The organism is Roseburia sp. MSJ-14 (assembly GCF_018918225.1).
In the GTDB taxonomy this organism is placed as follows: Bacteria; Bacillota; Clostridia; order Lachnospirales; family Lachnospiraceae; genus Petralouisia.
On record NZ_JAHLQD010000008.1, the window covers coordinates 105689 to 118091 of the forward strand.

15 protein-coding genes are annotated in these 12403 nt (G+C 36.5%); 14 read left to right on the forward strand and 1 reads right to left on the reverse strand.

What is annotated here, in order from left to right; all coding sequences use genetic code 11:
* Positions 1 to 44 precede the first annotated feature (44 nt).
* The 5 genes from KQI83_RS02915 to KQI83_RS02935 all read left to right on the forward strand — a co-directional run bounded on the left by KQI83_RS02915 (position 45) and on the right by KQI83_RS02935 (position 4746).
* Positions 45 to 959, forward strand: coding sequence for a DUF1385 domain-containing protein (locus KQI83_RS02915; protein WP_216554636.1), 915 nt, complete (start codon positions 45 to 47; stop codon positions 957 to 959).
* Between the two features lie 36 nt (positions 960 to 995).
* Positions 996 to 1835 carry a peptide chain release factor N(5)-glutamine methyltransferase gene (gene prmC, locus KQI83_RS02920; protein ID WP_216554638.1) on the forward strand — a complete coding sequence of 280 codons (840 nt, stop codon included), beginning with the start codon at positions 996 to 998 and terminating at the stop codon, positions 1833 to 1835.
* Positions 1836 to 1849: 14 nt separating this feature from the next.
* A complete protein-coding gene (prfA, locus tag KQI83_RS02925; RefSeq protein ID WP_216554639.1) occupies positions 1850 to 2923 on the forward strand; it encodes a peptide chain release factor 1 in 1074 nt (357 codons plus the stop codon).
* 201 nt (positions 2924 to 3124) lie between these two features.
* Positions 3125 to 3847 (forward strand): carbon-nitrogen hydrolase family protein, encoded by a 723-nt coding sequence (locus KQI83_RS02930; protein WP_216554640.1) that lies wholly within the window; start codon positions 3125 to 3127, stop codon positions 3845 to 3847.
* Positions 3848 to 3885: 38 nt separating this feature from the next.
* Complete coding sequence (locus KQI83_RS02935; protein WP_216554641.1) at positions 3886 to 4746, forward strand: AAA family ATPase; 861 nt, start codon at positions 3886 to 3888, stop codon at positions 4744 to 4746.
* Between the two features lie 82 nt (positions 4747 to 4828).
* On the opposite strand, the gene KQI83_RS02940 is transcribed toward KQI83_RS02935, so the two are convergent.
* Positions 4829 to 5656, reverse strand: a complete 828-nt coding sequence (locus tag KQI83_RS02940; protein ID WP_216554643.1) for a TrmH family RNA methyltransferase — start codon at positions 5654 to 5656, stop codon at positions 4829 to 4831.
* A 70-nt stretch (positions 5657 to 5726) separates the two neighbouring features.
* Here KQI83_RS02940 and KQI83_RS02945 point away from each other — a divergent pair, with 70 nt between their 5' ends.
* The 9 genes from KQI83_RS02945 to KQI83_RS02985 all read left to right on the forward strand — a co-directional run bounded on the left by KQI83_RS02945 (position 5727) and on the right by KQI83_RS02985 (position 12348).
* Positions 5727 to 5900: a hypothetical protein gene (locus tag KQI83_RS02945; RefSeq protein WP_216554644.1), complete on the forward strand. Its 174-nt coding sequence runs from the start codon at positions 5727 to 5729 to the stop codon at positions 5898 to 5900.
* Between the two features lie 53 nt (positions 5901 to 5953).
* Positions 5954 to 6808: a S66 family peptidase gene (locus tag KQI83_RS02950; protein WP_330622299.1), complete on the forward strand. Its 855-nt coding sequence runs from the start codon at positions 5954 to 5956 to the stop codon at positions 6806 to 6808.
* An 88-nt stretch (positions 6809 to 6896) separates the two neighbouring features.
* Positions 6897 to 7457, forward strand: coding sequence for a biotin transporter BioY (locus KQI83_RS02955; RefSeq protein WP_216554645.1), 561 nt, complete (start codon positions 6897 to 6899; stop codon positions 7455 to 7457).
* Positions 7448 to 7849 carry a DUF1284 domain-containing protein gene (locus tag KQI83_RS02960; protein WP_216554646.1) on the forward strand — a complete coding sequence of 134 codons (402 nt, stop codon included), beginning with the start codon at positions 7448 to 7450 and terminating at the stop codon, positions 7847 to 7849. Before KQI83_RS02955 ends, KQI83_RS02960 begins: the two co-directional genes overlap by 10 nt.
* A 159-nt stretch (positions 7850 to 8008) precedes the next feature.
* Complete coding sequence (locus KQI83_RS02965) at positions 8009 to 8725, forward strand: gamma-glutamyl-gamma-aminobutyrate hydrolase family protein (RefSeq protein WP_216554647.1); 717 nt, start codon at positions 8009 to 8011, stop codon at positions 8723 to 8725.
* An 18-nt stretch (positions 8726 to 8743) separates the two neighbouring features.
* A complete protein-coding gene (locus KQI83_RS02970; RefSeq protein WP_216554649.1) occupies positions 8744 to 9232 on the forward strand; it encodes a pyridoxamine 5'-phosphate oxidase family protein in 489 nt (162 codons plus the stop codon).
* A 179-nt stretch (positions 9233 to 9411) separates the two neighbouring features.
* A complete protein-coding gene (locus KQI83_RS02975; protein WP_216554651.1) occupies positions 9412 to 10224 on the forward strand; it encodes an ECF transporter S component in 813 nt (270 codons plus the stop codon).
* 2 nt (positions 10225 to 10226) lie between these two features.
* Positions 10227 to 11414, forward strand: a complete 1188-nt coding sequence (gene coaBC / locus KQI83_RS02980) for a bifunctional phosphopantothenoylcysteine decarboxylase/phosphopantothenate--cysteine ligase CoaBC (protein WP_216554652.1) — start codon at positions 10227 to 10229, stop codon at positions 11412 to 11414.
* Between the two features lie 10 nt (positions 11415 to 11424).
* On the forward strand, positions 11425 to 12348 hold the full coding sequence (locus KQI83_RS02985; protein WP_216554653.1) for a tRNA dihydrouridine synthase: 924 nt from the start codon (positions 11425 to 11427) through the stop codon (positions 12346 to 12348).
* The last annotated feature ends 55 nt before the right edge of the window (positions 12349 to 12403 follow it).

Genomic DNA, 12403 nt, shown 5'->3' on the forward strand with positions numbered 1-12403 from the left:
AAAAAGCTATGAGTGCATGAAAATTTGATAGGAGTTGTTATAATATGGCATACTCGGGAATTGGTGGGCAGGCTGTTATGGAAGGAGTCATGATGAAAAATCAGGACTACTATGCAGTTGCAGTACGAAAGCCTGACCATGAGATTGTGGTTGAGAAAAAAGAATATAAGGGAATTTGTCCGAATAAGACTATAAAGAAAATACCATTTATTCGTGGTGTAATTAACTTTATCGATTCTTTGGTTCTTGGAATGTCTACGTTGACGTTTTCAGCGTCCTTCTATGAAGAGGAAGAAGAAAAAGAAAAGAAGCCAAAGTCTGAGAAAAAGGAAAAGGCAGAGATGGGGATTACCGTTGCAATTTCAGTATTAGTGGCGGTGGTTGTTTTTATGATGTTACCGTTTTATGCATCCTTGCTTTTTCAAAAATTTATAAAGTCAGAAACAGTAATTATTTTAATTGAAAGTATATTGCGAATTGCAATTTTTATTGGTTATATTCTCCTGATATCTAAGATGGAAGAGATTCATCGTGTATTTATGTATCACGGAGCAGAACATAAGTGTATTAACTGTATTGAACATGGTTTAGAGTTAAATGTGGAAAATGTGAAAAAAAGTTCCAGAGAACATAAACGTTGTGGAACAAGTTTCTTATTTTTTATTTTAATTATAACGATTATACTTACGATGTTTATTCGAGTGGATTCAAGAATTCTTAGAATGGTATTACGACTTGCCATTATTCCGGTAGTAGCAGGTATTTCTTATGAAATATTGCGATTAGCCGGAAGAAGTGAAAATGTGATTGTTAATTTAGTAAGTAAGCCGGGATTGTGGTTACAGAAATTAACTACCGCAGAACCAGACGAAGAAATGATTGAAGTAGGAATTGCTTCGGTTGAGGCGGTATTTGATTGGCGCGAATATATTAAAAACCTCAAGGAAGAAGAGAGATAGCTATTCTCAAAAGAAAAAATAAACAGGAGGATAGTTATGACATTAGAAGAGGCATTAAACAAAGGAAAAGAGATTCTTAAGGAAGCAGAAGTATTGGATTATGAATTGGATGCATGGTATCTGATGGAATACGTCTGCAAAATAGAAAAAAGCCAGTATTACCTTAAGGGTAGAGAAGAAATGGAGCCGGAAAAGTGGCAGGAATATGAGGTGCTTTTAAGAAAGCGTGCAGAGCATATTCCATTACAATATATTACAGGAAGTCAGGAATTTATGGGACTGGAGTTTAAAGTAAACTCTCAGGTCTTGATTCCAAGGCAAGATACAGAAACTTTGGTGGAAGAGGCTTTGAAGGTACTAGAGCCGGGAATGAACGTGTTAGATTTGTGTACAGGTTCCGGGTGCATTATTGTTAGTTTAATGAAGTACAAAGAAGGGCTGACAGGAACAGCAAGTGATATTTCTAAGCAGGCTATTTTGGTAGCAAAGGAAAATGCAAAGCAAAATCAGGTAGAGGTGGAATTTGTAAGTAGTGATTTGTTTAAAAGTATCACAGGAACTTATGATATGATTATTTCCAATCCACCATATATTCCAACCGAAGTAATTGGTGGCCTGATGCCGGAAGTAAAGAATTTTGAGCCTATGGAAGCATTAGACGGTAAGGAAGACGGACTTTATTTCTATCGGGAAATTGCAAGTGAGGCAGGCAATTTTCTTAATTCAAATGGATATTTGTATTTTGAAATTGGTCATGATCAAGGTGGAAAAGTGGCGGCCATTATGGAAAGTAATGGATACCGTAACGTAAGAGTAGTAAAAGACCTTGCGGGAAATGACCGTGTTGTTATGGGAAATCTGCCAGCAGTACAGTAGAAAGGAAGAAAGAAATGTTTGATAAGTTAGAAGATATTCTGATTCGTTACGAAGAAATCATGAATCAGTTAAGTGAGCCGGATGTAGCAAATGATACAAATCGGTTTCGTAAGTTAATGAAAGAACAGAGTGATTTAGCTCCTATTGTAGAGGCATATAAGGAATATAAGCAGGCAAAACAGAATATAGAGGATTCTCTTGCAATGTTAGACGAAGAAAGCGATGAGGAACTTCGTGAGCTTGCAAAGGAAGAATTGAATGAGTCTAAGGCAAAAGTAGAAGAATTAGAAAATCAGTTAAAAATTTTATTATTGCCAAAAGACCCTAATGATGATAAAAACGTTATCGTGGAAATTCGTGCAGGTGCAGGTGGAGATGAAGCTGCATTGTTTGCAGCAGAAATCTATCGTATGTATGTCCATTATGCAGAAAGCCGTAACTGGAAAGTAGAAACATTAGAGTGTGAAGAAATCGGAATCGGCGGCATGAAAAATGTTACCTTTATGATTACCGGACAGGGTGCATATTCTGTAATGAAATATGAGTCTGGTGTACACCGTGTACAGCGTGTGCCAGAAACAGAATCCGGCGGACGTATTCATACCTCTACAATTACCGTTGCAGTAATGCCGGAGGCAGAGGAAGTAGATGTTCACATTGACGAAAAAGATATTCGTATTGATGTTATGCGTGCTTCCGGAAATGGTGGACAGTGTGTCAATACTACAGACTCAGCGGTTCGTTTGACCCATTATCCTACCGGAATTGTTATTTACAGCCAGACAGAAAAGTCACAGCTTCAAAATAAGGATAAGGCATTTGCATTGTTGCGTGCAAAACTGTATGATTTGGAATGTCAGAAAGCGAAAGATGCAGAGGCTGAAGCAAGAAGAAGCCAGATTGGTACTGGGGACCGTTCAGAGAAGATTAGAACCTATAACTTCCCACAGGGACGTGTAACAGACCACAGAATCAATCTTACTTTGTATAAGTTAGATAAGATTATGAATGGAGACATTCAAGAGATTTTGGATGCATTGATTGCAGCCGACCAGGCAGCCAAGTTGGCGAATATGAATGATAACTAAGACGGATAATAGTAGTCTTTGTGAGAAATTCAGTTGTAATAAAGAAAGTTAAGATATGAAAAGAAAGTATCCCATGTTAGTCTTGGTAGCTGATATGGGGTATTTTGGTATAGAGAGTGTGCCAGTATTAGGGAAACTATTATAGGAAAATGAGGAGTATATTGTAATTAATATAAATGAACCTTTATGGAGGAAAAGAAAATGCGTTTTGGATTAGCATCGTATGAATTTAGAAACAACGATATTAGTTTCAATTTATCTCAAATTGAAAAAGCAATAAAAGAAGCAAAAGAAAAAGATGTTCAATTGTTGTGTTTTGGAGAAACTTTTTTACAAGGATTTGAATCCTTGAAGTGGAAGTATGAGGATGATAAACAGGTGGCTGTTAGCTTGGATTCAGACGAAATATATTACATAAAAGAACTGTCAAGAAAATATGAAATCGACTTGTTTGTTGGTTACGTTGAGCTAGAGCCAGCAGATGAAAAATTGTATTCTTCGTATGTATTGATTGAAGGCGGAAAAGTGAAATATAATTATCGAAGAATATCAAAAAACTGGAAAGAATATGAAAAGACAGACGAACACTATTGTGAAGGTGATGAGGTAGAAGATATTGCATATAGAGGAATAAAATTAAGTACAGGGTTATGTGGAGATTTATGGATTTTCCCTGAAAGGTTTAAAACGGATAGTATACTTATTTGGCCTGTTTTTGTTGATTTTTCATTAGAAGAGTGGAAGACAGAAATGTTAGATTATGCACAGCAAGCAAACTTGATTTCCAAAAACGTTTTGATGGTAAATTCTATATGCAAAGACGAGATATGTGTTTCGCATGGAGGAGCATTTTATTTAAAAAATGGAGAGATAATGGATAAGACAAAGTTTGATAATGAACAAGTGTTAGTTGTTGAGATATAAAAATCCCTAATACTAATCATAAAATTTAGGAGATAACCATGATATATTTAACACAGTTCAAATTTCCGGATGTAGAAAGAGAATATGATTTCCTCATGGGAATGAGAAGAACCTGTTATGACAGTTTCTATCCGTTTCAGGTATTAACTAAAAATAACTTGCAGGTTTTAGACTTCGAACCGATTACAATTTTATATGGTGGAAATGGTTCTGGAAAGTCTACTGCATTGAATGTTATAGCAGAAAAATTACAATTAGATAGAGATACATTATTTAATCGATCTAATTTTTTTGAGGATTATACACAAATGTGTGAATTTGAAGTAGCGCAGGAAATTCCAGTGAACAGTCGTATTGTCACCAGTGATGATGTGTTTGATTTTATGTTGAACTTGCGTACCATCAATGATGGTATTAACGTTAAAAGAGAGGATTTATTTCAAGAGTACCTGGATGTAAAATATGCAAAATTTCAAATGAAGTCTTTAGCAGATTATGAGCAGCTAAAAAAGGTAAATATGGCAAGGAGTAAAACACAATCAAAGTACATAAGAAATAATCTTATGGATAATGTGCGGGAACATTCTAATGGAGAGAGTGCTTTTATCTATTTTGCAGACAAGATAAAAGAAAGTGGATTGTATCTGCTAGACGAGCCGGAAAATAGTTTATCACCGGAAAGACAGCAGGAATTACTTCAATTTATAGAGGATTCGGCACGATTTTTCGGTTGTCAATTTGTAATTGCGACACATTCTCCGTTTTTGCTTTCCCTAAAGGGGGCAAAGATTTATGATTTGGATGAAAATCCGGTGGATGTGAAAAAATGGACAGAATTGGAAAGTGTGCGAGTTTACTATGAATTTTTTAAGAAACATGAAAGAGAGTTTGATTTCTAAGAAAGTGTGAGATGTGAGCTGACAACGTATAAAATTATTCTGGAATAACGATGTCTAATTTGTTAGTTAGGAAATGTAGAAATTACCGATTTCCTAACTGCCAGAAAGCAACTGCACTTGCCGCAGCAACATTTAATGAGTCTACACCATGAGACATGGGGATACAGACGGTATAGTCACAGTCTGCAATGGTAGAAGTAGCCAGACCATCCCCTTCTGTGCCTAAAATAATAGCCAGCTTGCTTTCTGACATAAGATTTGGGTCATCAATACTGACAGATTTTTCGCACAATGCCATAGCAGCAGTTTTAAAGCCGAGTCTATGAAGTTGTTCGATACCATGAGTTGCCCAATTTTCTGATTTATCACCAATAAATGTCCAGGGAATCTGAAATACGGTTCCCATACTGACACGAATAGAACGTCGATATAGTGGATTACTGCAGGCAGGAGTAAGTAATACTGCATCAATATTTAGTGCAGCAGCACTGCGAAAAATTGCTCCCACATTTGTTGGGTTCATAACATTTTCTAAGATAGCAATTCGTTTTGCATTTTTGCAAATATCTTCTACAGATGGTAACTTTGGACGATACATAGCACAAAGTGCTCCACGGGTCAACGCAAAGCCGGTAAGTTGAGTAAGTATATCAAACTCTGCGGTGTAGACAGGAACATTGCCACAGCGGGTGATGATATTTTTTGCTTGTCCTTCGATATGCTTTTTTTCCAATAATAGAGAAACAGGAACACATCCTGCATCTAAGGCGCGGTCAATTACTTTAGGACTTTCTGCAATAAAGAGTCCTTTTTCCGGTTCGTGGCGGTTTAGGAGTTGATTCTCGGTAAGACGAGCATAGATATCAAGTTCAGGTGCATTAAAATCAGTTATCTCTATAATGTTTGGCATGTTTGTCTCCTTGCAGTTAAAATGTTGAAAAACGTAATTTACTACCATATTATAAAGGGGATGTAAGACGGTGTCAATTGAAAGGCAAGTGGGGGATGACAAGAAGTTGGTTGAGGACATCACTGTTCGTGGTGGGGTAAAATTATGCAGAGAATATATGCAATACTTGAAAGAAGAAAATGAGAGATTAAAAAAAGAAAATGAACTTAAAAATTATTATCTTAAAAAGGTGTCAAAGGGATAGGAAAGAAAAGTGAGAAAAACTTGTACAATTAGATTTTAGAAAGGAAAATCACCGTGAAAAAAGGCGATAAAATAGGCATTGTATGTTGTTCTAATGGACAACCGCAGACAGCGAGACAACAAATAGAAATATTGAAAGAGACACTGATAGAGCTAGGATTAGTCCCTGTATTTAGTAAATATATTTTTGATAAAGGAGCAGGATTCAGTGGTTCGGCGAAAGAGCGGGCAGAGTCTTTGATGGAGTTTTATAAAGATACTGAAATCAAAGCAATTTTTGATATTTCCGGTGGTGATATTGCAAATGAGATATTGCCCTATTTAGACTTTAAAGTAATTGGCAACAGTAAAAAGCAGTTTTGGGGATATAGTGATTTAACTACAATCTTGAATGCAATTTATGCACAGACAGGAAATACTTCTGTGTTGTATCAGATTCGTAATCTCATTTATGATAATGGAGAAAAGCAACAGAAAGATTTTGCAGCCACCATTTTTGAGAAAAATAACAGTTTGTTTTCGTTTCCATACGAGTTTGTACAGGGAGAAACATTGCAGGGAAGTGTAATAGGTGGAAATATCAGATGCTTTTTGAAATTGGCAGGAACGCCGTATTTTCCGGATGTAGAAGGAAAAGTGTTATTGTTAGAAGCATGGGGCGGAGGTGTTCCGCAAATGACCACTTATTTGAGCCAATTACAACAAATGGGAGTATTTGAAAAAGTCAGTGGCATTTTGTTAGGAACATTTACCAAAATGGAAGAGGCGGGCTGTGTTCCTGATATGGTGGAACTGGTAAAAAGATATGCAGGGGAACTGCCTGTGGTAAAGACCGGCAAAATAGGACACGGAACAGATGCAAAAGGAATTATAATCGGAAAAGAGATATTCCTGGTAAGACAGAAGTAGAAAAAGATTGTAAACCTGAAATAAAAACAGGTTGACAATTAGCGCTCTTTCTTTTATACTACTAACAGATAAAAGGAGGAGCTTACTTATGAAAAAATCAAAATTATCTGTACAGGATATGTGTATGATAGGAATGTCTGCTGCAATTATTGCAATTATGGCACAGATTTCTATTCCTATGCCATATGGTGTACCAATGACTATGCAGACATTTGCAATTACACTTGTAGCAATTGTATTAGGCGCAAAGAACAGTACTATTGCTTCATTAGTATATGTACTACTTGGAGCAGTAGGAGTACCGGTATTTGCAAATCTCAGTGGAGGATATGACAAAGTTATCGGTCCAACCGGAGGATTTCTAATGTCCTTTCCAATTATGGCATTGTTAATAGGTTTAGGAATGGACATACATACCAAGAATAAAACAATGTCCGTGATTGCAATGGTAATTGGAATTGTAGCAGGAACAGTTGTGAACTATATTGCAGGAATTTTATGGTTCTGTTTTGCAATGAAGAGCAGTTTCTTAGTAGGATTTGAAGCATGTGTACTTCCGTTTATTCCTACAGCCATTATTAAGGCAATTTTTGCGGTAATTATTGGGCTTCCGGTGCGAAAGGTAGTGAGAAAAGCAGCATGTCGATAAAACTACGTCCCCATCATTTATTGTGTACACAAGGGTATTCAGGTAAAGGATATAGTAATGAATTTGTAGAAAATATGAATGAAGTTGTGAGAAGATTACGAACAGAAGAAGTAACAGAAGTAACCATTGTATATTCTACAGATGATTTATGTGAGCATTGTCCAAGTAAACAGGGAACAGATATATGCAGTACACAGGAAAAGGTAAAATCTTTTGACCGGAAAACAGCAGAGTATTTCGGAATAGAAGAAAAGACTTATATCTATCAGGAAATTATTCAAGAAATTGATAATCAGATGACATCTGAGCGAATGGATGATATTTGTCAAGGGTGCAAATGGTATCCGATTAGTTCTTGTAAAAAGAATATTTTAGCGAAAAAGACAGTGTAAGCTGTCTTTTTTTGTGCAATAGGAAATAGAAGAGATTTCCGATATTATTATAAAGTGTGTAAGGTTTTAAGAAAAAGAATCACCCGAAAGGATAATTGATGCAGAAAAGAAAATACGATAAAATGAATATAATATTTCATGGAAAATAAAGGAGAGATTATGTTCAAAAATACACCAATTATCGGAATTATGCCTTTATATGATAAGGAAAAGGACAGTTATTGGATGATTCCCGGATATATGAAATCCTTAGAAGAAGCAGGAGCAATTCCAATGATGCTTCCGTTGACAGAGAGGGTAGAAGAGCTAAATTACTTTTTAGAAACTTGTGACGGATTCCTTCTAACCGGTGGACAAGATGTAACGCCGGAGCTTTACGGAGAAGAAAGAAAGCCAGTGTGTGGAGAGACATCTGCTTTGCGGGATAGCATGGATAAATATATTTTTACGCATGCAGTACATGAGAATAAAGCAGTACTTGGAATTTGTCGAGGAATCCAGATTATGAACGCAGTATCAGGTGGAACCTTGTATCAGGATTTACCCAGTGAACTTGAAAGTGACATCGAACATCACATGCAGCCACCGTATGACAGAACTGCCCATATGGTAGATTTGGTGAGAGATACCCCGATTTTTCAACTATTGCAGGAAGAAAAAATACCGGTAAACAGTTACCATCATCAAGGGGTAAAAGTAATCGGAAAGGGATTTCAGAAGATGGCAGTTGCTCCCGACGGGCTGGTAGAGGGAATCTATATGCCGGATAAGAAATTTGTCTGGGGGATTCAGTGGCATCCGGAATTTTCCTATAAAAAGAGCAGTTATAGTCAGAAAATAATAGAGGAGTTCGTAACAAAGGCGAAAGAATCGTAAGGAGAAGGTGAAGGGAAAATGACAAAAAGAGAACGAGAAATCACAGATATTCAGGAAATTTTAGCAATACTAGATAAATGCAAAGTGGTGCATATCGGATTGGTGGACAAGGATCAGCCATATATTGTGCCAATGAATTATGGATATACTTACGAAAATGGTCAACTTACCCTTTATCTGCATGGAGCAAAAAAGGGATATAAATATGATTTAATTCAGGCAAATCCAAAAGTGTGCTTTGAAATGGAATGTGATACTATGCCATTTGAAGGAAAAGTAGCATGTCAGTACGGAATGGTTTATTCCAGTGTTATGGGGAAGGGAACTGCCGAGATTGTGGAGGATGTAGAAGAAAAAATCGAAGCAATGGCAATTTTAATGAAAACACAGACGGGAAAAGATTTTTCATTTAATGAACAATTAGTTTCTATTGTAAATGTAATAAAAATCCATGTAACAGAATTTACCGCTAAGAAAAGACCGATGCCGGAAGGAATGAAAAAATAATGTGTGTTCGGATATAGCACGGTGTTTTCTACGATGTAAAAGGTAAGACTAGCTTAGGCTGGTCTTATTTTTATACATGACAAATGAACAATTACATGCTATGATATAGTGCGTGATAATACTTATTAAGTTGAAGTCTACCCAGGTGGAGGCTATCAGCGGAAAGAAGAGGAAAAGTTATGAATAAGTCAAAATCTTATGAATTGGTTCTAACAGCACTGTTTACTGCCATTATCATTGTGATGGCATTCACACCATTGGGGTATATCCCATTAGTGGTTATTAATGCAACGATTATACATATTCCGGTTATTCTGGGAGCAATCTTTTGTGGACCGAAAAAGGGTGCATTTCTTGGATTTGTGTTTGGTTTAACCAGTTTTATTAAAAATACAATTATGCCTACTTCCATGTCAGCATTTGTTTTTTCACCGATTCTGGCAAGCAGTTTCGTAGGTCCATCCGGTATCGTGAAAAGTACCATTATTTGTTTTGTACCAAGAATTTTAGTAGGTATTGTACCTTACTTTGTATACAAGGGAATTGTAAAATTAGTTTCCGGTGAAAGAGAAAAAGCAGGAAAGGTTGTCTGTAATCTGGTAATCAGTGCACTGTTATTAGTAGCAGTTCATGCGTTTATCGGAAAAGGAATCGAAATGAAAAATGCAAATACAATCGGATGGATTGTAGGAGCAGTAGTTGCAGTTATTTTCTTTGTAGTTGCACAGGTTGGTATCAAGGCAAAAGAAGGTGCATTTTTGGGATATTTGTATGCAGGTGTAAGCGGTGCCTTGGTAAATACATTATTAGTAATGCCAATGATTTATATTTTTTACAAAGAAGACTATGCAAAAGCGTTAAAAGTAAGTGCAAATGCAGTAACAGGCGTTATTTTAGGTGTTATTAGTTTTAACGGAATTATTGAAGCAGTAGTAGCTGCAATTTTAGTAGCAGCTATTGGAATGGTACTTCGCAAAATCAGCAGGAGGTAGTTATGTTAAAAGGAAAGCATGTATTACTTGGAGTAACCGGAAGTATTGCAGCATATAAGATTGCCAACTTAGCGAGCATGCTGGTAAAGCTTAATGCAGATGTTCATGTAATTATGACAAAGAATGCAGAACAGTTTATTTCACCGGTTACCTTTGAAACATTAACAGGAAATAAAGTAATTGATGATACCTTTGAGCGAAATAGCGGATATCATGTAGCACATATTGCCATGGCTGCGGAGGCAGATATTGTAATGATTGCACCGGCTACAGCCAATGTAATTGCAAAGTTAGCACACGGAATAGCAGATGATATGCTGACATCCACCATGTTGGCATGTACTGCACCGATTTTGTTATCTCCCGCCATGAATACACATATGTACGACAATCCTGTAACGCAGGAAAATATGAGAAAATTAGAAAGTCTGGGCTATCAGTTGATAGAACCGGCAGCAGGACATTTGGCATGTGGTGATACCGGAAAAGGAAAAATGCCGGAGCCGGAGATGTTATTAGATTGCATTTTACAGGAAATTGCCTGTGAAAAAGATATGGTAGGAAAAAAGGTGCTTGTTACTGCCGGACCTACCAGAGAATCTTTAGACCCGGTACGATATATTACCAATCATTCTACCGGAAAAATGGGATATGCTATTGCAGAAAATGCAGCAAGGCGTGGAGCAGAGGTTACATTAGTAAGTGGACCGACACAGTTGAAAAGACCACGTTTTATGAAGGTAATAGACGTTACAACAGCAGAGGAAATGTTTCAGGCAGTAAACGATGCATTTGATACACAGGATATTATACTGATGGCAGCAGCAGTGGCAGATTATCGACCTACCACTGTGGCAGACCATAAGATTAAAAAGTCAGATGGTGAAATGAACATTCCATTGGAACGCACAACCGATATTATTGGAACATTAACACAGAGGAAAAAACAGCAGTTTATTTGTGGATTTTCCATGGAAACCCAGAATATGTTGGAGAATTCCAGAGCAAAGTTGGCGAAAAAGAATCTGGACATGATTGTTGCTAATAATCTAAAAGTAGCCGGAGCCGGATTTGGAACGGATACCAATATTGTTACAGTGATTACAAAAGATGCTTGTGAAGAACTTCCGATAATGAAAAAAGAAGAAGTAGCAGGAGCACTGTTTGACCGGATTTTAAGCCAGTTATAGTGAGAAAATTATGAAATTTTATTTAGCACCATTAGAAGGAATTACCGGATATATTTATCGAAATGCTTACGAGAAATACTTTCATAATGTAGAGAAATATTTTACACCATTTATTAGTCCCCATACCAAGCGATGTTTGAACAGCAGAGAAGAAAAGGATATTCTTCCAGAGCATAATCAGGGAATGAAGGTAGTGCCACAGATATTGACCAATAATGCCACAGATTTCATTCGCATAGGAAAGACACTTCAAGAGTATGGATATGAGGAAATCAACCTGAATCTGGGGTGTCCTTCCGGAACAGTGGTATCCAAGGGACGTGGGTCAGGATTTTTAGCTTATCTGGAACAGTTAGATGCTTTTTTAGAGGAAGTTTTTGAAAATCTGCATATGAAGATTTCCATAAAGACCAGAATCGGAAAAGAAGATGCAGAAGAGTGGAACAGGTTGCTTTCCATTTATAATCAATATCCAATGGAAGAATTGATTGTGCATCCAAGGATTCAGACAGATTTTTATAAAAATAAGCCTGATTGGCAGGCATACGAATATGCAGTAAAGGAAAGCAAAAATCCATTATGTTACAATGGAGATATTTTTACCAAGTCCGATTATGAACAATTGTTGAAAGAGTTTCCAAACACAGAAAAAGTGATGCTAGGAAGAGGAATTATTTCCAATCCACAGCTAATAGATATGTTTGAATCACAAGAAACTAAGCTAGATAAGAAGAAATTGAAGGCATTCCATGATGAAATATGTAATGGATATGAAGAGATATTTTCCGGGGACAGAAATGTTTTGTTTAAAATGAAAGAGCTGTGGTTTTATATGGGAAACCTTTTTCAAAATAGCGAAAAGGATATGAAACAGATTAAAAAATGTCAGAGTCTCGCCCAATATCGTAGTATAGTAGATAGAATTTTTGCATAATAACTTAAAAATACATTGTATTTTTAGATATTTCAGGATATAATAGGTATATAGT